18 protein-coding genes are annotated in these 20,519 nt (G+C 42.9%); 8 read left to right on the plus strand and 10 right to left on the minus strand.

From position 1 onward, the window contains the following. Positions 1-396: 396 nt before the first annotated feature. Positions 397-1,629, minus strand: a complete 1,233-nt coding sequence (gene tyrS, locus J699_RS00910; protein ID WP_104021911.1) for a tyrosine--tRNA ligase — start codon at positions 1,627-1,629, stop codon at positions 397-399. Between the two features lie 61 nt (positions 1,630-1,690). Between tyrS and J699_RS00905 the strand changes: the two genes are divergently transcribed. Then, a complete protein-coding gene (locus tag J699_RS00905; protein ID WP_005228146.1) occupies positions 1,691-2,824 on the plus strand; it encodes an anhydro-N-acetylmuramic acid kinase in 1,134 nt (377 codons plus the stop codon). A 52-nt stretch (positions 2,825-2,876) separates the two neighbouring features. Here the strand turns inward: J699_RS00905 and erpA are convergent, their stop codons facing one another. From erpA to J699_RS00885, 5 genes are all read right to left on the minus strand, one after another. After that, entirely contained in the window at positions 2,877-3,212 is a 336-nt protein-coding gene (erpA, locus tag J699_RS0218930) for an iron-sulfur cluster insertion protein ErpA (protein WP_005281616.1), read from the minus strand. Positions 3,213-3,335: 123 nt separating this feature from the next. Beyond that, on the minus strand, positions 3,336-4,340 hold the full coding sequence (locus J699_RS00900; protein ID WP_005281613.1) for a putative solute-binding protein: 1,005 nt from the start codon (positions 4,338-4,340) through the stop codon (positions 3,336-3,338). 282 nt (positions 4,341-4,622) lie between these two features. Next, positions 4,623-5,630, minus strand: a complete 1,008-nt coding sequence (locus J699_RS00895; protein WP_032871454.1) for a putative solute-binding protein — start codon at positions 5,628-5,630, stop codon at positions 4,623-4,625. A 216-nt stretch (positions 5,631-5,846) separates the two neighbouring features. Beyond that, positions 5,847-6,848 carry a putative solute-binding protein gene (locus J699_RS00890; RefSeq protein WP_005228154.1) on the minus strand — a complete coding sequence of 334 codons (1,002 nt, stop codon included), beginning with the start codon at positions 6,846-6,848 and terminating at the stop codon, positions 5,847-5,849. A gap of 213 nt (positions 6,849-7,061) precedes the next feature. Then, positions 7,062-8,069 carry a putative solute-binding protein gene (locus tag J699_RS00885; RefSeq protein WP_032871397.1) on the minus strand — a complete coding sequence of 336 codons (1,008 nt, stop codon included), beginning with the start codon at positions 8,067-8,069 and terminating at the stop codon, positions 7,062-7,064. A 211-nt stretch (positions 8,070-8,280) separates the two neighbouring features. On the opposite strand from J699_RS00885, the gene J699_RS00880 reads away from it, so the two are divergent. From J699_RS00880 to J699_RS19660, 4 genes are all read left to right on the plus strand, one after another. Continuing rightward, a complete protein-coding gene (locus tag J699_RS00880; RefSeq protein WP_032871399.1) occupies positions 8,281-10,209 on the plus strand; it encodes an ATP-binding cassette domain-containing protein in 1,929 nt (642 codons plus the stop codon). A gap of 336 nt (positions 10,210-10,545) precedes the next feature. Continuing rightward, positions 10,546-11,103: a VTT domain-containing protein gene (locus J699_RS00875; protein WP_005281596.1), complete on the plus strand. Its 558-nt coding sequence runs from the start codon at positions 10,546-10,548 to the stop codon at positions 11,101-11,103. A gap of 211 nt (positions 11,104-11,314) precedes the next feature. Then, positions 11,315-12,472 carry a PepSY-associated TM helix domain-containing protein gene (locus J699_RS00870; protein ID WP_032871400.1) on the plus strand — a complete coding sequence of 386 codons (1,158 nt, stop codon included), beginning with the start codon at positions 11,315-11,317 and terminating at the stop codon, positions 12,470-12,472. Then, positions 12,456-12,632, plus strand: a complete 177-nt coding sequence (locus tag J699_RS19660; protein ID WP_165569324.1) for a hypothetical protein — start codon at positions 12,456-12,458, stop codon at positions 12,630-12,632. The genes J699_RS00870 and J699_RS19660 overlap by 17 nt, the downstream gene beginning before the upstream one ends. 33 nt (positions 12,633-12,665) lie before the next feature. On the opposite strand, the gene gyrB is transcribed toward J699_RS19660, so the two are convergent. The 4 genes from gyrB to dnaA form a co-directional block, all read right to left on the minus strand. Then, the gene (gyrB, locus tag J699_RS00865) at positions 12,666-15,134 is read right to left on the minus strand and encodes a DNA topoisomerase (ATP-hydrolyzing) subunit B (RefSeq protein ID WP_005281587.1); all 2,469 of its coding nucleotides are present in this window, start codon (positions 15,132-15,134) and stop codon (positions 12,666-12,668) included. Positions 15,135-15,183: 49 nt separating this feature from the next. Continuing rightward, positions 15,184-16,266: a DNA replication/repair protein RecF gene (recF, locus tag J699_RS00860; RefSeq protein WP_005260342.1), complete on the minus strand. Its 1,083-nt coding sequence runs from the start codon at positions 16,264-16,266 to the stop codon at positions 15,184-15,186. A gap of 28 nt (positions 16,267-16,294) precedes the next feature. After that, positions 16,295-17,443, minus strand: coding sequence for a DNA polymerase III subunit beta (gene dnaN, locus J699_RS00855; RefSeq protein ID WP_005228168.1), 1,149 nt, complete (start codon positions 17,441-17,443; stop codon positions 16,295-16,297). Between the two features lie 112 nt (positions 17,444-17,555). After that, the gene (dnaA, locus tag J699_RS00850; protein WP_032871402.1) at positions 17,556-18,959 is read right to left on the minus strand and encodes a chromosomal replication initiator protein DnaA; all 1,404 of its coding nucleotides are present in this window, start codon (positions 18,957-18,959) and stop codon (positions 17,556-17,558) included. Positions 18,960-19,627: 668 nt separating this feature from the next. Here dnaA and rpmH point away from each other — a divergent pair. The 3 genes from rpmH to yidD are packed head-to-tail and all read left to right on the plus strand — an operon-like array spanning position 19,628 to position 20,515. Continuing rightward, positions 19,628-19,762: a 50S ribosomal protein L34 gene (gene rpmH, locus J699_RS00845; protein ID WP_000831329.1), complete on the plus strand. Its 135-nt coding sequence runs from the start codon at positions 19,628-19,630 to the stop codon at positions 19,760-19,762. A gap of 27 nt (positions 19,763-19,789) precedes the next feature. Next, positions 19,790-20,185, plus strand: coding sequence for a ribonuclease P protein component (gene rnpA, locus J699_RS00840; protein ID WP_005228170.1), 396 nt, complete (start codon positions 19,790-19,792; stop codon positions 20,183-20,185). Positions 20,186-20,194: 9 nt separating this feature from the next. Next, positions 20,195-20,515, plus strand: a complete 321-nt coding sequence (yidD, locus tag J699_RS19300; protein WP_079281831.1) for a membrane protein insertion efficiency factor YidD — start codon at positions 20,195-20,197, stop codon at positions 20,513-20,515. Positions 20,516-20,519: the final 4 nt, after the last annotated feature.

A 20,519-nucleotide genomic window follows, 5' to 3' on the forward strand; every position in this document is an offset into this window, starting at 1 on the left:
AATATTTTCGATCGATCAACCAGTAAAAATCCACACAAGTTGTTCTTCTATTCTCTTAATGATCTTCTCAATGATTCGTCATCATCAAGCTAGGTCGGCTATATTACTCTCAATTTCTTAAAAGTCAACAGGTAATTTAGATATTTAGCAAACTTATCAACCAACTCAAGAATCTAACCATTTTAGCCAAATCCTTGTTTATCAACAAGTTTTTATCTGCATCACCGCCGATGGATGTGCATTCTACAGTATTTCAGATCAGATGCAACCCTGTTTTTTATTATTTTCTTTTGCATGTTTCTTTTTTCAACAAAACTCATGTTTTCGTTGTTTTTATCATCTATTTACGTATAAAAAGCAGGCTCTGGGCCTGCTTTTTATGATTTTTATTTCGATCTAGTCGGTGAAAGTCACACGTGCAATCGCTTTTTTACCTGACTGAATGATTAAAGTGACGTTTTCTTTGACAGAGTAGCTCATATCTACCACATTCCAGTCGACTTTAACCGCACCGCGACCCACAGCATCTTTTGCAGCAGCTGCATTCGGGTTTAAACCTGCAACGCGCAGAATAGTTGCAATAAACAACTCGCCACCAAACTCGCCACGAGAAATTGTTACTTCAGGGGTATCTTCCGGCACTTCACCTTCAGTTACACGGTTACCTGCACTTTTATGTGCATTTTCTGCCGCTTCTGCATCATGGAAACGTTCCACCAACTCAAGCGCCAAAATACGTTTGATCTCTTGTGGGTTACGACCCGCAGCCATCTCATCAAGCAAGACTTTGATTTCATCCAGTGATTTAAAGCTGAGTAAATCAAAGTAGCGCTCAATCAGGCTATCTGGCATCGACAGGATTTTTTGGTACATCGCGCCTGGCGTGTCGAACACACCAATATAGTTGCCTAAAGATTTAGACATCTTATTGACGCCATCTAAACCTTCAAGAATTGGCACAGTGATACACACTTGTGATTCCTGACCATAGCGACCTTGTAAGGTACGGCCCATCAACAAGTTAAACGTCTGATCTGTTCCGCCTAATTCGACGTCTGCTTCAAGCGCAATCGAGTCATAGCCTTGTACCAATGGGTAGAGGAACTCATGAATCGCAATCGGCTGCTGGTTGTTATAACGCTTGGTGAAATCATCACGTTCTAACATACGCGATACCGTTTGCTGGCTTGCCAACTGGATTAAATCAGCAGCGGTTTTTTGACTAAACCATTCTGAGTTAAAACGGACTTTGGTTTTATTTGGATCTAGGATTTTAAAAACTTGTTCTTGGTAGGTTTTTGCATTGGCAATCACCTGCTCTTGTGACAACGGCGGACGCGTTGCGCTCTTACCCGTTGGGTCACCGATCATGGCCGTATAGTCACCAATCAGGAAAGTCACTTCATGACCTAAATCCTGAAAGGTTTTTAATTTATTGATCAGAACAGTATGTCCCAAGTGTAAATCAGGAGCCGTAGGGTCAAAGCCTGCTTTTACACGGAGAGGACGATTCTCTTTCAGTTTTTTCAGTAAATCTTCTTCAGAGATAATCTCGTGCGTGCCTCGTTGAATGAGAGCAAGCTGTTCTTCGGCTGGCAAGAAATTTGACATCACAAAACCTAAACACATCAGTTATTCAATTTGTGCGATATACTAACATTTTTTCAGCATCTTGCAGGATAAGTTGTATATGAGCGCGATCTATATTGGTGTAATGACAGGCACGAGCATGGATGGTGTTGATATTGTTGCAACTTCATTCGATCCTTTAACGCTGCATGCCACACTCACCGTGCCTTTTGAGCCTGAATTACGTGATGAATTAATGGCTTTGACGCTACCTGACGACAATGAAATTGACCGTATGGGTAAAGCCGATGTCGCCTTGGCACAAATGATCGGGCACGGCATCAATCAACTGATTGAGAAAAATAATTTAGACCGCACGCAAATTAAAGCCATCGGCTCACATGGGCAAACGATTCGCCATCGTCCTGAGCATGGCTTTACCTTGCAAATCGGTGATCCAAATATCATCACTGAAATCACGCAACTGCCTGTGGTTTCGGATTTCCGCCGACGCGATATGGCTGCTGGCGGGCAAGGCGCACCCTTAGTTCCGGCGTTCCATCAGGCGTTGTTTCAGCATGACAGTATTCATCGTGTGATTCTAAACTTAGGCGGGATTGCCAATATCAGTATGTTGCCTGCCAACAATGCAGACGGCGTTTATGGCTTTGATACAGGCCCGGCCAATATCTTGATGGATGGCTGGTGCCATCGTCATACCGGTCATCCTTATGATGAAAATGGCGACTGGGCGGCCTATGGTAATCCGATTCGCTCGCTGTTAGATCGTTTGCAAAGCCATGAGTTTTTTGCCAAAGAACCGCCAAAAAGTACGGGTCGTGAAGACTTTAATCTGGAATGGTTAGATGAACAGCTCAGTGACTGGCGCAATGACCTGGGCTATGATGAACTGGAAGACACGCCAGAAAATGTTCAGGCTACCTTGATGAAACTGACCACACGTGCCATTAAGAAAGCCATTTATCGCAGTAAAGAGGCGATGCCGACAGGCGAAATCTACGTATGTGGTGGTGGGGCGTATAACTCGCATTTACTTGAACAGTTGCGCTGGCGCTTGCGTAAACATAACTGGTCAGTACAAACTACAGATGCGCTGGGTTTAGCGCCAACATGGGTAGAAGCAACAGCGTTTGCCTGGCTCGCGATGCGTTTCGTAGAACAGTTGAGTGGCAACCTGCCTGCAGTCACAGGTGCATCAGGGGATCGTATTTTAGGGACCATCACCGTGGTATAAGAATAAAAAAGCTTCTCAACTGGAGAAGCTTTTTTTTTATCACAAGAATCTATTAAATCGAGAAAGATGAACCACAGCCACAGGTCGTGGTCGCATTCGGGTTTTGCACCACAAAACGTGAACCTTCCAGTCCTTCCAGATAATCAACCACTGAACCGACCAGATATTGATAGCTGAGTGAATCGACCAGCATTTTCACATCGCCATTCACAAATTCAGCATCATCTTCATTGACACTTTCAGCAAAGTTAAAGCCGTAAGAGAAACCTGAACATCCGCCACCCGTTACATACACGCGTAACATAAGGTCGTTATTCCCTTCACTTTCGCGTAGTTGGCGAACTTTGTTGGCAGCATTATCTGACAATTCTAGAGCTTGGGCGTTCATGATGGATATTCCTCAGACTTCAATACGTCTTTCATAAATAAAAGACCCGATATGTAGTATAGCATACTCAATATCGGGTCTGTATTTGAAGTTTTAAAGTGCGCTTAATGACTTTTTACAAGTTTACTTGTAGTTTTCGTCTTGTAAGCCACATTCAAAATTCTTGGCATCTTCACGGCAACGGAATTGCCATAATAATTTCATCATCCGTTTGTCATAAATCCCTTTAGCGGTCAGATTGATACGCGCTTCACGCATCAGTTTTTGGTAGCCAGGCTTGTCTGCGGCAGGTACTTCCATCCAGTATTTTTGAGGAATATCTGCTTTCATTTTGCCCAGAATACCAAACGCGCGTGGTAATTGCGCTTTCACCCACTCACGAGATTTTTGGCCAAAGCCTGTTGGAAATTTATCAGGATGAATAATCAGGTTACCTGTCACTTGCAAGATTGGATAATTCACAATCGCACCTTTGCTGCCTAAACCCTTATAGAGTTCCAACGGTTTAAATGCAGCGGCTGGTGCACCAATGATATCGACCTGTCCGTTATTAAATTTAGCGCCAAAATTGGTAATATCTGAGCTAACTGCTTGTGCACCGACCTGTGAAGCCATGATTTTTTGTGCTTCATCATAGTCCAGTACGGCGATTTTCTTGCCCGCAGCTTTAGCAACAGTATTGATATTACGGTCATTTACCAATAAGTAGGCATCACCGACAGGAATCACCCCTACCACTTCATATTTGCCATTCACCATGGCTTTGGCAAAGGTTGGACTCGCAAGGCCCTGCATGACTTTCACGGCAAGTTTAAGATCAGTAATCGCTCCAATCGCATCCAGTGACCCTGTAAACGGGTTAAACTGACGACCACGCATCCCTGTGATACTGACCCCATCACATTTACCTGCTTTGAAATCTTCGGCAATAACCGCTTCATTGGTGCCCACTTTAAGCTCAATATCTGCGCCCCAGTTTTTTGCAGCCAGTTGATAATCTTTCATCAAGGCATACACATCACCGCTTTTGCCGACGATATCGAATACACAAATTGTTTGTTTGGCCTGAGCACCCGCAGATGCCGCCGCGATCCCTGTTGCAAGTAATAAGGTTTTAAACCATTGCATTTTATTGTTCCTTTGCATCTATGCTAATTGTTGTTGCACCACACCCAAATTTAAAATCCCGGTCCATCCTGTTCAGATTTCAAATAAATCTATGTTGTTATGCAGTCATGTTTCATCGTCCAGACCAAACCTGCTTTCGATCTTTCAAGATTCCATCTGGTTTTTATATATTTCTATCATTACGATCTTTCAATCTAAACACAATGACTCAAATGACAGTAGTAAAAAAACAAAAAGCCTAGATGAATCTAGGCTTTAAGTACACTTTATGGCAATTAGGGATTATTCACCCGGTAATGCACATTCAAAGTTTGCTTTGTCTACCGAACAACGTGCTTTCTTCAATACAGACATCATACCAGCATCGTAAATACCGCGTTTAGTAAGATCCATACGACCGTCACGTAACAGTTTTTGGTATTTCAGATTATCTTCAGCACTTAAGTTCATTTTGTATTTTGCTGGAATTTCAGACTCGTAACGCTTGATCATGGCAAAAGCTTTTGGCAATTGTTTCACGAAGTAGTCACGAGATTTTTGACCAAAACCAGCAGGGAATTTTTCTGGACGAATCACAAGATCCGCAGTCACTTGTAATACTGGGAAGCTAAACATTGCCCCATTTGCGCCCAAACCTTTGCTTAACTCTAATGGTTTGTAGGCATAAGCAGGTGCACCCACCATATCAACCTGACCATTGTTGAATTTCGCAGCGAAGTTTGAGATGTCAGAAAGAACCGCTTGCGCGCCTACGCGTTGTACCATGATTTTTTGTGCATCGTCATAACCCAATACCGCGAATTTTTTACCCGCTGCTTTTTCAATTGAGTTAATGCTCTTGTCACGTACGAAAATGTAAGCAGCACCTAGCGGAGAGATACCCGCAACTTCGTATTTGTTACCACCTAAATTGGTGGTCATTTTTGCAGCATTACGCGCATCAAGAACATAGGTAATTGCACGTTGTGCTACCGCATTACTTGGCGCACCACCAAGCGAGTCAACAGAACCCGCAAATTTGTTATATGGACGAGCACGCATTGCTGTCATTGCTACAGCAGCACATTTACCCGCTTTAAAGTTATTGTCCGCAACCTGTTCATCCGTGATTGCAAGCAGGTTGACATCAGCGCCCCAGCCTTTCGCTGCAAGTGCCCAGTCCTGCATCATTTTGTATGATTCACCTGACTTTCCTAATAAGTCGAATACACACACGTCAATTGCTGCTTGAGTAGAAGCAGATACACCAAAGATCGAAGTTGCTGCAAGAGCAAGTGCCATTTTTTTCATATTTTTCATCCTTTCACAAACTTTATGTTTGTCTCCTTGTTCGAAGCAAATATTAATCATGTTTTTTGAAAAAAAATAGAGCTTCTACTCTATTTTTATGACTGGATTGTTTATTTTTTACCCTCTTTTATCTCATTCTATTATTTTAATAGGCATTTTTGTTATATATGCCTAAGTTTGTGTATCAATTTATCTATTGCTTGTTGTTCTCCTGTTTTATTCGCCACTCAGGGTACACTCAAAATTGGTTCGTTCTACCGTACAACGGGCGCGTTTAAGTACATTCATCATACTCGCATCATACACGCCTTGCTTGGTTAAATTCATGCGTCCATCACGCAACATTTTTTGATAACGGGTTTTATCTTCATTGGTCAAGGTAATTTTTTTGGCATTCATGCCTGCCTCTAAACGTTGCACCATGGCAAAGTTACTCGGCAACTTATTGACAAACCATTTACGTGATTGCGGACCAAAACCAGCAGGAAATTTTTCCGGGCGAATAATCAGGTCACCGGTAATATTGACCACAGGGAAATTAAACAGCGCACCATTGGCCAGTCCCTTACTGATTTCCAGAGGTTTATAGGCATAGGCAGGGGCAGCAATCACATCGACCTGCCCGCTATTGAATTTTTTTACAAAATCAGAGATATCCGATGGCACTGCCACCAGATCAATACTTTCAACAATCGCTTTTTGTGCCTGATCATAATGTAAATACGCAAATTTCTTGCCTTTGGCCTTTTCTATGGTGTCGATCTTTTTATCACGAACAAAAATGTAGGCCAGCCCGACCTGAATAATGCCAGCAACTTCGAATTTTTCGCCGTTCATTGTCGCAGTTAAACGATGCTGATTGCGTTTATCCAGCACATAGCTAATCGCCTTTTGTGCAATGGCATTACTGGTGACTGCCCCGACAGCATCGACAGAACCTGCAAATTTATTATATTTACGCGCCCGCATCGAGGTCATATATACCCCGTCGCACTTGCCGGCATCAAAATCTTTTTCTGCCTTTTCCTCATCCTGATAAGGAATTAATTCAACGTCCCCTTGCCAGGTCTTGGCAGCAAGCTTCCATTCTTCGACCAGCTTATAAGACTCCCCAGCCTTACCCAATAAATCAAATACGCAAATGTCCTGTTTTGCCTGTGCAGGAGTCGCCGTGACCAAGAGCGCCGTAGCACTCAATGCCCAAAGTCCTTTTTTCATCTTGTTTTCCCTTTCTACCCTATATTGCACAATTTTCCATCAGTGCCAGATCAATATAGTCAGCTTTTGTTTAAAAGCATAGTGCTTTTATATACATACGTCGGGTTTTCCTGACTTTTAACACTATTGATCACAGTTTGACAATTTAAGCCAATTCCTTTTTGAGAAGGGCCGTTTGCCCCCGATTACGCATCACTAGAGGGTGGACTCTATTTATTCTCCACCTAAGGTACATTCAAAATTAGTCCGGTCGACGGTACAACGTGCCCGTTTGAGTACGTTCATCATGGTAGCATCGTAAATTCCACGTTTGGTCAGATCAATCCGTGCTTCACGCAAGATATGCTGATAACGGGTTTTATCTTCCTGATCCAGACTGATTTTATATTTGGCCGGTAATTCCGCTTCGATTCGCTGGATTAAAGCAAAATTGCGATTAAGCCGACTGAGAAACCACTGTCGTGAGTTTTGCCCAAAGTTGGTCGTGAATTTTTCAGGTCGAATAATCAGATCCATGGTCATGTTAACTGCAGGAAAAGTAATGATGGCACCGTCATTGCCCAAACCTTTATAAATTTCCAGTGGTTTATAGGCATAGGCTGGCGCTGCCATAATATCGGCCTGCCCTTGATTAAATTTCTTGGCAATATCAGAGATATCGGAAAGTACAGCTTGCCCGCCAAGACTCCTGACCACAATTTTTTGCGCTTCGTCATAGCCCAGGACTGCAAACTTCTTGCCCCTAATTTGTTCAATGCTGTTCATTCTTTTGTCTTTGACAAAGATATAGGCCAGACCAATTTGTGAGATCCCTGCCACTTCATAGCTTTGATTCGCGACCTGACTGATTAAACGGCGCTGGTTACGCTTGTCCAAAGCAAAACTAATCGCTTTCTGTGCAATGGCATAGCTGGGTACCGCGCCAATCGCATCGACTGAGCCTGCAAATTTGTTATAGGCACGTGCACGCATGGAAGTCATATACACGCCCTCGCAACGACCTTGTTCAAAATCATGTTCAGCCATCGCCTCATTTTGATAGCTGACCAGATTGATTTCACCCTGCCATGCGCTTGCGGCTAAGGCCCATTCTTGCATGGCCTTGTAGGCTTCGCCGGATTTCCCCATAAGATCAAATACACAAATTTTAGTTGCAGCACTGGCCTGTGTATTGATAGCCAGTATCAGCATGGCTCCCAATGCCAGAATTCCCTTCTTCATTGCCCCGTCCTAGTTGACTCTTTTTGATGTGATGTGTTGTTTTTCCTAGATTTTAAATCATAATCTGATTTTCATCACAAAAATAGAGCATTTACTCTATTTTATGATGAGCGGGTAAAATGATGATGTCTGCCTTAATCTGCAATATAAAATTTGCATTCATGGGTGATCACCTTAAAATGCAGCTATCTATTCGCTATTTTGCATGCTCATGATCCAATTTGACCAAGTTTCATTACGCCGTGGTGGGCGCGTCCTGTTCCAAAAAGCCTCAATGCAGCTTCATCCTGGCTGGAAAATTGGTCTGACTGGTGTCAATGGCGCAGGTAAATCAACTTTATTTGCAGCATTTTTAGGTGAATTGGGCGCAGATGAAGGTAATTTAAGCCGTCCTGCAGTGTGGACCGTGGCACACATGGCGCAAGAAATTAAAGCGCTGGAAATGCCTGCAATAGATTTTGTCCTTTCCGGCGATGAGGAATATTGGGAGATTCAAGAAAAATTAGCCCATCCTGATCAGCTCAGTAATGATGAGCTTGCCCGTCTGCATGGCCGTTTTGATGAAATCCACGGCTATGCGGCCCCAGCCAAAGCAGCACAATTGATGGCAGGCTTAGGCTTTCTGGATCATCAAATCCGTTTAAATGTCGCCAGTTTCTCTGGCGGCTGGCGCATGCGTTTAAATCTGGCCCGCACCCTGATGAGTCGTTCAGACCTGTTATTACTGGACGAACCGACCAACCACTTGGATTTAGATGCAATCCTGTGGTTAGAAGACTGGCTAAAAGCCTATGAAGGAACACTGGTTCTGATTTCGCATGACCGTGACTTCCTTGATGCGATTACCGATCATATTCTGCATATCGAAAATCAGGAACTGACGCTGTATACCGGCAATTACTCAACCTTTGAAACCACCCGCAGCGAACGTTTGGCACAACAACAACAAGCCTTTGAGAAGCAGCAAGAAACCCGTGCCCACTTACAAAAGTTTATTGATCGCTTTAAGGCCAAAGCCACCAAAGCCCGTCAGGCACAAAGCCGCATTAAACAGCTAGAGCGCATGCAACAGCTCGCCCCTGCGCATGTCGATACACCATTTACCTTTAGTTTCCGTGAACCCACCAAAATGAGTTCACCATTGCTCAGTTTAGATGCAGCAAGCATTGGTTACGGCGATAAAATCATTGCCGAAAAGATTCGCCTGCAAATCACCCCAAGCTCACGGATCGGTTTACTGGGGATGAACGGCGCGGGTAAATCAACACTGATCAAAACTTTGGTCGGGGATTTACCGTTACTTGCAGGTGAACGTAAAGCTTCTGAATTATTAAATATCGGATATTTTGCCCAGCACCAGATGGATGCTTTGGATGCCAATGCCAGCCCAATGCTGCAACTGGCCCGTATTGCGGACAAAAAAATCAGTGAAGCTGCGTTACGCGCCTTTCTGGGTGGATTTGGCTTTAGCGGTGAACGTATGGACACCCCGTGTGAAAGCTTCTCTGGAGGCGAACGCGCACGTCTGGCCCTGGCCTTAATCGTCTGGCAGCGTCCGAACGTACTGATTCTGGATGAACCGACTAACCATTTAGATCTGGATATGCGTCATGCCTTGACTATGGCGCTGCAGGATTTTGAAGGCGCTGTGGTGCTGGTGTCGCATGAACGTCAGTTGATCGCCAGCGTCTGTGATGATCTATTGCTGGTGCATGCAGGCAAATGCACCGAATTTGAAGGTGATTTGCAAGACTATGCCAAATGGTTACGAGAAGTACGCCAACAACAGATCAATGCACAAAGTGCCGGGCAGCAACAAAGCGTGGCCACTCAAGCTCCAGCCGTGAAGATTGATAAGGAAGCGCAACGTAAAGAAGCGGCACGTCGCCGTGAAATGACGCGCCCCATTCGTAAAAATATTGAAAAAGTCGAAGCTCAAATCGAAAAGGTACAGCCCCGTCTGGCAGATATCGAACAGGCGCTGGCAGACAGTGCTTTATACGAAGCAAGTCGCAAAGAAGACTTGATGAAACTCATGAATGAACAAAATGAGCTAAAAGCCAAACTGGAGCAATTTGAGGAACAGCTTTTAGAATTGATGATGGAGCTGGAAGAACTGGAAAGCTCATTTGCTGAATAACATGAGTGATCCATATCTGTAACTGAAACAGGTATGGATCTCATCTTTTCAGGCCTCGACGCTGAATAAAAATGATTTTGATAAAACCTAACCATAGTGAGCAGATACTTAAAAACACTATGAATATCATCAAAAATGTCATGATTCTGTCGATAATTTAAGATAAGGTAAAACTGGAATTTTCGTAGAAAATTGAGCTTTGGGTTCAGGCTCGATATACTCAGCTCCCATTGTTGTAATGTTATAACTGACGAATGAATCCTGAGGGTTAAATTCATTTCACATTTTTTTGTACTTTAATTTGGTGAGTACTCTATTTTGGATCATACAAACTGAATGAATTCTTTAGATTTTATTTTTAATTTTGAGCATATTCTGCCCGTTTTGGTGCAAGAATATGGTTTATGGATCTATTTTATCCTCTTCTTAATTATTTTTTCAGAAACAGCCTTTGTTTTTATGTTCTTCTTACCCGGTGATAGTTTATTGCTGACGGTCGGTGCATTGTGTTCAGTGGTTGAAATAATGCATTTGGGTTATATGATCAGCCTGCTGTTCTTTGCCGCAGCATTGGGTTATATGGTGAATTACCATATCGGACGTCATTTTGGTGACCGTATTTTCAATATGAAATCACGCTTTATCAAGCAGGAATATCTACAAAAAACCAATGTGTTTTTCCTGAAACATGGCGGAAAAACTATTCTATTGGCGCGTTTTATTCCTTTTGCACGTTCTTTCGCGCCTTTGGCAGCAGGTTCGAGCAATATGAATTATACCCATTTTGTGATGTATAACATTCTGGGGGCTTTGCTCTGGATCAGCGTACTGGTGACAGCAGGTTACCTGTTTGGTCATGCCTTAATTCAGGTCAGTGATTTTGTAGAAAGTTAATCCCCTTTTAATACCGTATTGTATGATTTAGCAGGAAAGTTCGTCTTTCCTGCTTTTTTTTAATCCATTTATTCTATGTCAGGTTTCACGTGGAACGTAAAAAACAATCGTAAATAATAATGAAAATAATTATCAATAAAAATAAAATCGGCTTGTAAAAATATAAATTATTTGGGGAAGCCATGATCAATTCAGCATGGAATAATCAGTTATGAGCCAAGCAAGCATTTCAGCAAAGAAAACCAATTCACGCTGGTACCGCATCAATTTATGGATTCATCGCTGGATCAGCTTAGTAATTGTGCTCCCCTTTACGATTTTATCAATCACGGGAATCATTCTGATCTTTCATGAAGAAATCGATCATGCACTGGGTGTAGAACCGATGGCGCTTCATTCATCTTTACAACAACAGCGCCCACTGGCAAATTCATTAGCCACCGCACAAAATACCTATCCTCATGAACACATTATCAGTACAGGCTATGATCCTGAGCATCATCCGGGTGTACTGCTGATTGGTATGGCAAAACCGGAACAGCGTTTTGAGCAAGCGCGTTGGTTATTTGCAGATATTGGTTCTGCTACGCTGATTCAGCAACCCAGTGAACGGGATACTTTAACAGGATTTTTACTGGAACTGCATGCCAACTGGTTTTTAGGTTTTATTGGACAATTGATCGGTGCCTTGATTGCCTTTCTATTGTTCTTATCACTGATTTCAGGGCTGGTGGTATACGCCCCTTATGTGAAAAAATTCTTTTTTGGCATTATTCGAACAGGCAAAGGTCAGCGTTTACTACAACTCGATTTACATAACTTAATCGGTTCAGCGATACTCGGTTGGGCGTTGGTGGTGACCTTGACCGGATTTTTACTCGGTTTTGGTACGGTTGCCATTGGTCTCTGGCAAATGACTGAACTGAAAGCTCTGCAAGACAAATATCATCATGTCAGTCCAATTAACCCGACACTGAGCATAGATGATATCTATGCTGCTGCCCAAAAAGGCGAAGTCGGCTGGCACCCAACCACTGTGTTCTATCCTAAAACCGAATATTCGACTCAGGGACATTACATGGTATTGCTGCAAGGCAATGAGGGTCTAAACCAAAAAATGCTGAAGGTTGCCTTGGTCAATGCAGCCACAGGACAAGTCGATACTGTTGAAGAACTCCCGACCTACCTGAAAGCCATCTTGCTCTCTCAGCCTCTACATTTCGGTAATTACGGCGGTATGCCCTTAAAGATTTTATGGAGCTTATGTACTCTTTTAAGTTTGTTTATTACCTTGAATGGCGCTTGGCTATGGTGGGCAAAACGTCGGCAAAAAAGCCTAAAAGGAGTCAGTAATGCAACTGTGGAATAAATCAGGCTTATTATGGCTAATGGCTGTATGCAGTATTTTAGGAATGATCGGCATGCTGCTGATGGACGGTATTGCAGATATTATTTTTCTAATGATCACCCTGCTTCCAGTTTTAATTGCAGGATGGAGAGCTTATCTTTTACAGCAACGCAAAAGATAAGCGCTTTTTACATGTTATTGATGCCTAAACTCATTAAGCATCAATATCTGCATTTAATGCATTTTCTTCAATGAAGGCACGACGTGGTTCTACATCATCACCCATTAAGCATGAGAACATACGATCTGCTTCGATCGCGTCATCAATGGTCACCTGTAACATATTACGGTTTTCAGGGTCCATGGTCGTTTCCCAAAGCTGCTCAGCGTTCATCTCACCCAAACCTTTATAGCGCTGGATCATCATACCGCGGCGCGAGTCTTGTAAAATATGCTGCCATACCTGGTGGAAATTGCTGACCTGAATACGACGCTCACCTTTTTGCAGATAAGCCCCCTCTTCAAGCAATTTAAACCAGCTCTTCGAGTTCTTCAGCAAACGTGCATACTCGGCAGAATTGAGCAAACCGGCATCAAGTAAATAAGAATGCGGTAAGTTATGCACATAGACCGTTACACGTGGCCAATAATGCGCTGATTTCTCACCTTGTGCATTTTCACGCTCAAACGCTTCCAAGCTAATTTCAGGACGCAGGCTAGGTTGCAACTTTTCAATCGCTACACGTAATTGCTCAGCCCATGCTTCAACATAGTCACGTTCATGATTATGATCGCCTTTAAAAGCATCCAGCTCCAGCAAACCATCCAGTAAACTTGCCGGATAACGTTGCGTTAAGCGCTGTAAGCTTTTTTGTGATACCTGATAATCGGCAATCACACTGGCCAATGCAGAACCATTAATCGCAGGTGCATCCGCGCTCACATGCAAGGACAGCTCATCAATCGCATTGGAGATCAGGAAGGTTTCTAATGCATCATTGTCTTTTAGATATTGCTCGTGCTTGCCTTTCTTCAATTTGTACAATGGCGGCTGGGCAATATAGATATAGCCACGCTCAACCAGTTCCGGCATTTGACGGAAGAAGAAGGTCAATAACAAGGTACGAATATGTGAACCATCCACGTCCGCATCGGTCATGATGATGATTTTGTGATAACGTAATTTATCCGGATTGTATTCTTCACGTCCGATACCACAGCCCAAAGCGGTAATTAAAGTTCCCACTTCCTGGCTGGAAATCATCTTGTCAAAACGCGCACGTTCAACGTTCAGGATCTTACCTTTCAACGGTAAAATCGCCTGCATTTTACGGTTACGACCTTGTTTGGCACTACCGCCCGCAGAGTCACCCTCGACCAGATACAGTTCCGACAATGCTGGATCTTTTTCCTGACAGTCTGCCAGTTTACCTGGCAAACCAGCGATGTCTAATGCGCTTTTACGGCGTGTCATTTCACGGGCTTTACGAGCGGCATCACGCGCACGAGCGGCATCAATAATCTTGCCAGCAATCGATTTCGCTGCTTGCGGATTTTCCAGCAGATAAGCCGAGAACTCTTTGTTCATGGCCTGCTCGACCGCAGGTTTCACTTCACTCGACACCAGTTTTTCTTTGGTTTGCGAAGAGAATTTTGGATCAGGCACTTTCACTGAAATGATGGCAGTTAAGCCTTCACGTGCATCGTCACCGGTCACGGCCACTTTTTCTTTTTTCAGTAAGCTTTCATTTTCCATGTAGCTGTTTAAGCCACGGGTCAATGCGGCACGGAAACCTGCAAGGTGAGTACCACCATCTTTTTGCGGAATATTGTTGGTAAAGCAACGCACATTCTCTTGATAGCTATCATTCCACTGCAATGCCACTTCAACGCCAATACCGTTATCTGCATCTGTGGTGAAATGGAAGATATCATTCAGATGGGTTTTACCTTCGTTAATATATTTAACGAACTCGGATAAACCACCTTCATAATCGTAAACGTGCTCAAGATTCACGCGCTCGTCACGCAATACGATACGTACACCGGCATTCAGGAATGAAAGCTCTCTTAAACGGCGTGCCAGGATATCCACACTGAAAATGGTTTGGCTAAAGGTTAATTCACTTGGCCAGAAACGCACGGTGGTACCGGATTGGTCAGTTTCACCGACAACTTTCAACGGATATTGCGGATCACCATGTGCATATTCCTGCTCATGGATTTTACCTGCGCGTTGAATGGTCAAATGCAATTTCTTAGAAAGCGCATTTACTACCGAAACACCAACGCCGTGTAAACCGCCCGAAACTTTATAGCTGTTGTCATCGAACTTACCGCCCGCATGCAGAATGGTCAGAATAACTTCTGCTGCAGACACCCCTTCTTCAGGGTGAATATCGGTTGGAATACCACGACCATTATCCGAGACACTGACCGACTCATCTTCATGAATGGTCACTAGGATTTCGTCACAATGACCTGCCAAAGCTTCATCGATGGCATTATCCACCACCTCAAACACCATATGGTGCAAACCGGTACCGTCATCGGTGTCACCGATATACATGCCCGGACGTTTACGAACCGCGTCTAATCCACGTAATACTTTAATACTAGAGGAATCATAAGCCTTTTCATTTGTTTGTTCTGTTTGAGAGACTGATTGAGACTCTGAACTCATGGTTACTCCCTAGTAAATATCTAATCTATCCAAAGATGAGGAAATAAAATTATGGCGCAGCAAGACTGACTTGGCCTTGGACAACGTGAAACAATTGAAAGGAAATCGACAAATCATGTAAGTGTTTTAATACCGACGTATGGTCTAAGGTCGTCATAAAAACCTGACTTCCTAACTGACTCAATCGCTCAATTAAACGTTGTTGTGCAGCTAAATCTAACTCTGCTGTCAGATCATCTAATAATACCACAGTTTCCTTGTTACTCGCATGTAGCATTGCAATTTGTGACAGTTTTAATGCCATGATTAACAACTTTTTTTGCCCACGTGATAACACGTCATCGGCATTGCCATACGGGGTTTTCAGGCGCAAATCTGCACGATGAGGACCATACTCGGTATAACGCCGTTCTTGGTCCCTTTGGTGCTGCTGAATCAGGTCCTGCAACAGCCCCTGTTCGGTATGAAAACCGGCATGATATTCCAGTTCAATTTCAAGATTTGGCAATAGTTGCTGCAAATCTTCCTGAAAGAACTGGTTCCATTGCTCTACGATACCGACCCGTTGCGAGTGCAAAATTTCGCCATAATCACTCAGCATTTTGTTCCACGGCTCTAAATCCGCTAGACTGAGGTTACGCCGTGTCTTTAGTAAGCTATTACGCTGTTTTAAGGCACGAGAATAATACTGCCAGGCAAAATAGAACTCAGGTTCCACGTGGAACATCAACCAGTCCAGCAATTGCCGTCTGGGTTTGGCGCCATGATCAATAATATCGGTACTTTGCGGATCAATATGTTGTAAGGGCAAAAGTTTTGCCAGTTGCCCTTGAGTGGCAATGGTATCGCCATTGACCTTGATCAGTTGCTCACCCGAAGCCAGTTTTTGCATGCCAATCCGTTCACTGGCCGACTGTGCGAAGACAATCGCATCATCAGCCTCGTACTGGATGTAGTGCTTGGGAATATGGGTGCGAAATGAGCGACCTGTGGCCAATAAATGAATGGATTCCAGAATTGAGGTCTTTCCAGAACCATTCGAGCCGTAAAAAATATTAAACGGTTGCAACTCATTGAGTGCAACCGCCTTTAAATTACGTACACGTTCGATATTTAAACGCGTGATTTGCATGCTTAAAAACTCAAATCATCAATGCCAATTACACACGCATCGGCATAACAACATAAGTCTGGTCTGGATGCGCTGGATCTTGAACAAGTACCGATTGATTTGCTTCAGTCATGCTCATTCTCACATCATCACCATCCAACACACTCAATACATCCAGGATATATTGCGCATTGAATGACATTTCCAGTGGTGCATCCTGATATTGAATTGCAATATCTTCAACCGCTTCATCTTGCTCTGGGTTATTAGCACGGAGTTGCAACGAATCCTGATTAAAATTCAGGAACACGCCACGTAATTTTTCATTACTTAAAATCGCGACACGTTGTAAAGACTGTTTAAATACATCATGCGCAATAAACACATGCTTATCACCACCTTTCGGAATAACACGGCGATAATCAGGGAATTTACCATCAATCAATTTAGTCGTGAAACGAACGGTAATATCACCCTGCTCTTTATCACGGCTTGGTGTATTAATCGTGACATTCAACAATTCACGACCAATGAGCAAGGTAAGCTGCTCATCTTCAATGCTCAACAAACGCTGCAATTCACCCACGGCTTTACGCGGTACAATGGCCTGAATCGGTGCAGCAGCAGTTGAGGATGCCAATACTTCGCACAATGCCAAACGGTGGCCATCTGTGGTTACGGTACGTAATTGATTTTGATCAATTTCCAGCAAAGTACCAGTCAGATAGAAACGTACATCCTGTACCGCCATTGCAAAGGCAGTTTTTTCAAATAAACGTTTTAATTCACGCTGAGTCACCTGAACTTGTGTGCCCTGGCTATTTTCAGTGGTGAGTAAAGGATAATCATCCGCAGGAAGCGTCCCCAACACAAAGCGGCTGTTACCCGATTTTAAAATACAACGCTGATCTTCTGTAATTTGTAGGTCAATCAAGGCTGCTGTCGGAAGTGATTTACAAATTTCGACCAGTTTACGTGCCGGAACGGTGGTCTCCCCTGCTTCCAGACAAGCACCTTCAGCTAACGTTGTGCTTGCCACCAGTTCAACTTCTAAATCAGAACCGGTAATAGTTAAGGCCTGTTGCGTGGTTTGAATTTTGACATTTGAAAGAATATTCAAGGTATGACGACGCTCTACAGCCCCGACCACATGGGATAACACATTGAGTAAACTTTCTTTAGCGATTTTCAAACGCACGATTTTATTCCTCTTACAACAGAAGCCGATATGAATGTTAGCAGTGTACTATGCTGCACTTAAAAGCAGTTTGCAACCATGAAAATTGAGTCAGCCGAGATTATGCTCAGGCCTAACTTTGTAATAAACGAAGTAAGTTTTTATAATCTTCATTAAAAATTGGATCTTCTTCACGCAAGCTGACCACTTTTTCGCAGGCATGCATCACGGTACTGTGATCTCGTCCACCAAAGGCCATACCGATTTCCGGAAAACTGTCTCCGGTTAATTCACGCGCCAATCCCATCGCCAATTGACGAGGTCGGGCATAAATACGGGTACGTTTTGGCCCAATCAGTTCTTTTAGCGGGATGCGGAAGTATTCACTGACCACACGCTGGATGTTTTCTACACTAATGGTCCGGGCACGGATCGCCAGCACGTCTTTTAAAGATTCTCTCACTACATCCAGATCGATGGCGGTCCCTTTAAATCGTGAAATTGCCACAACTTTGTTCAATGCACCTTCAAGCTCACGCACGTTTGCGACCACTTGTTGCGCAATAAACAAAGCACAGTTGCGCGGTAAATCAACGCCACTATTTTCAGCTTTTTTCAGCAAGATTTCGATACGGGTTTCAATATCGGGTGGTTCTACCCCCACCGATAATCCCCAAGAGAATCGCGATACCAGGCGTGGATCTAGTTCGGTGAGTTCTTTTGGATAACGGTCTGAAGTGAGAATAATTTGCTTGGATTCATCCAGTAAAGCATTGAAAGTATAAAAGAATTCAACAAGGCTGGCTTCTTTACCGGCAAGCAAATGAATATCATCGACCAAGAGTAAATCTAAAGAACGACAATTTTTCTTAAATTCTTCAACCTTGCCTTTCTGTAATGAACTGACAAAGTCTTGTACAAAACTTTCTGAAGTCATGTACATCACCCGTGCATTGGGTTTGGCTTGTAACAGCGCATTACCGACCGCTTGCATCAAGTGGGTTTTACCCAAACCAGTTGGGCCATACAAAAATAAAGGATTGTGCTGAGATGCACCTAATTGGGTTAATACCTTACGGCAAGTCTCAGCAGCCATCTGGTTAGAACGGCCTTCAACAAACAAAGAGAATGTAAATAACGGATTGAGTTGTCTTTTCTTCGGTATTTTCGTGACATTTTGGCTGGGTTGGACCAGATCAGATTCTTTCTTGGCTTTAACAGGCACGGCGGTGGCGGTTGGCGCACTACTTAAAGCTGCAGTGGTCGTGGCTGGTTGTTCATTCGAAGACAAAATTGTCCCTGGGCGAGAGTCGACCAAAATCTCAACCTGACGCACGCGACCTTCAGACAATTGTTCAGCAAGAATTGAAATCAATTCTAAATGGTTATCTTGAATATAACGGGTCCAATAAGGGTTCGGTGCGTATAAACGCATCACACCATCAACCTCTTCGGCAACTAAAGGACGAATCCACATCGCAAAGACGTTATCAGAGAGCTCTTGTCGCAAGCGAGTTAAGCAGTCTGTCCAGAGCATGTGCATCCCCTATATATCCATTTTTAAATTCAAAAAATAAAAATCACCAGCCCCATCTTTCGAAGGGGTCGCCATTCTAACCAAGTTATCCACATCTGTCAGGCCAATTTATGGGACTTTTGCTGAAAAAGAAAGCAGTCGTTTATAAATTTAAATTCAAAACTACCTGTGTATAACTTTTTGCACAAGCTGTGGATAATTTTAACCCTCAAGTTATCCACAATCTATAAAATTGATAAAAACATGGTTATCCACAAAGTAACTATTTGTTTATTTATATAAAAACGTCACTTTCCACAGAAAAAATCCACCCTAATAAGAATAAATTTAAATTTTAAAATTTGAATTTACTTATAGGGGTTTAACGGAATTGTGGATAACCGAGCATATCGAAATTTAAATTCAAAATCCAAGAATTAAATTTAAATCAGAAATTGAATTGTTGATAACTGTGCTATTAAGCTGTGAATATAGCTGAATGTTGATATAATATAAAGAGATAGCTTGTGTATATTTTTTGTTTTCAATAAAAGCACTTCTTTACGCGTAGCGCTATTGCTTCAAAACAGAACAAAGAAAATGTAAAGTTTTTGATTTTTCATTGACAGCGTAAACATTGCACAATAAAATCGCGGACCTTTATAGAAAGATCATTTTGGAGTTTCGAAATGAAACGTACTTTCCAACCATCTGAATTAAAGCGTAAACGCGTTCATGGTTTCCGCGCTCGTATGGCTACTAAAGCAGGTCGTCAAGTGTTAGCTCGTCGTCGTGCAAAAGGTCGTCATAGCTTAACTGTTTAATACTGTTAAGCTGACCAGACTTGGGTGATGACACTTTACAGTTTCAGTACTGAATCTCGTATTCGTTGTGCTGCTGATTATAAAAGTGTATTTGATGGTGCGCTTTTTAAAGTGCATCAGCCCCATTTCCTTTTTTTAGCAAAATTAACCGAACAGCCTAACAGCCGTTTGGGTATTGTCGTTGCTAAAAAAAAGGTACGTCGTGCTCATGAACGAAATCGAATAAAACGTCTTGCTCGGGAGAGCTTTCGTATCCATCAAGCACAATTTAATGCTGATATCGATATTGTGGTGATGCCTAAAGTAGGTATAGAAGCAATTTCAAATGAAGAATTACATCAACAATTAGATTTTGCTTGGCAAAAATTACAACGCTTAGCAAAGAAGCATTCCAAAGTCGTTGTGACATCCCTCCAGAATTAGAGATCTCCAATGGTACGTTTACTTCATTGGTTGATAAGATGTTACCAGATTGCAATTAGTCCATTATTGGGTCCTCGTTGTCGCTATATTCCCACGTGCTCGCAATATGCAATTGAAGCTTTACAAACGCATGGCGTGCTCAAAGGTGTATGGCTATCGACTCAGCGAATTTGCCGTTGTCATCCTTGGGGTGGTTCAGGCTATGATCCGGTACCTCGCAAAGCACTTCGTTTTATTTCGTTTCATCAAATAGATTCTCAAATGCATCACGTTGCTGTACCCTTTCGTGATCGTTTATTCAAGCAAAATCTCTCTAATCATTTGGGATAATAGA

The sequence above is a fragment of the Acinetobacter sp. 1000160 genome, assembly GCF_000588715.1.
Classification (GTDB): domain Bacteria; phylum Pseudomonadota; class Gammaproteobacteria; order Pseudomonadales; family Moraxellaceae; genus Acinetobacter; species Acinetobacter courvalinii.

Bases quoted from the DNA above. Each gene is read 5' to 3' on its own strand.
- tyrS (WP_104021911.1), bottom strand. From the start codon at position 1,629: ATGTGTTTAGGTTTTGTGATGTCAAATTTCTTGCCAGCCGAAGAACAG.
- rpmH (WP_000831329.1), top strand. From the start codon at position 19,628: ATGAAACGTACTTTCCAACCATCTGAATTAAAGCGTAAACGCGTTCAT.
- J699_RS00875 (WP_005281596.1), top strand. From the start codon at position 10,546: ATGAATTCTTTAGATTTTATTTTTAATTTTGAGCATATTCTGCCCGTT.
- J699_RS00900 (WP_005281613.1), bottom strand. From the start codon at position 4,340: ATGCAATGGTTTAAAACCTTATTACTTGCAACAGGGATCGCGGCGGCA.
- rnpA (WP_005228170.1), top strand. From the start codon at position 19,790: ATGACACTTTACAGTTTCAGTACTGAATCTCGTATTCGTTGTGCTGCT.
- J699_RS00890 (WP_005228154.1), bottom strand. From the start codon at position 6,848: ATGAAAAAAGGACTTTGGGCATTGAGTGCTACGGCGCTCTTGGTCACG.
- dnaA (WP_032871402.1), bottom strand. From the start codon at position 18,959: ATGCTCTGGACAGACTGCTTAACTCGCTTGCGACAAGAGCTCTCTGAT.
- yidD (WP_079281831.1), top strand. From the start codon at position 20,195: ATGGTACGTTTACTTCATTGGTTGATAAGATGTTACCAGATTGCAATT.
- erpA (WP_005281616.1), bottom strand. From the start codon at position 3,212: ATGAACGCCCAAGCTCTAGAATTGTCAGATAATGCTGCCAACAAAGTT.
- gyrB (WP_005281587.1), bottom strand. From the start codon at position 15,134: ATGAGTTCAGAGTCTCAATCAGTCTCTCAAACAGAACAAACAAATGAA.
- J699_RS19660 (WP_165569324.1), top strand. From the start codon at position 12,456: ATGCAACTGTGGAATAAATCAGGCTTATTATGGCTAATGGCTGTATGC.
- J699_RS00895 (WP_032871454.1), bottom strand. From the start codon at position 5,630: ATGAAAAAAATGGCACTTGCTCTTGCAGCAACTTCGATCTTTGGTGTA.
- recF (WP_005260342.1), bottom strand. From the start codon at position 16,266: ATGCAAATCACGCGTTTAAATATCGAACGTGTACGTAATTTAAAGGCG.
- J699_RS00905 (WP_005228146.1), top strand. From the start codon at position 1,691: ATGAGCGCGATCTATATTGGTGTAATGACAGGCACGAGCATGGATGGT.
- J699_RS00870 (WP_032871400.1), top strand. From the start codon at position 11,315: ATGAGCCAAGCAAGCATTTCAGCAAAGAAAACCAATTCACGCTGGTAC.
- J699_RS00880 (WP_032871399.1), top strand. From the start codon at position 8,281: ATGATCCAATTTGACCAAGTTTCATTACGCCGTGGTGGGCGCGTCCTG.
- J699_RS00885 (WP_032871397.1), bottom strand. From the start codon at position 8,069: ATGAAGAAGGGAATTCTGGCATTGGGAGCCATGCTGATACTGGCTATC.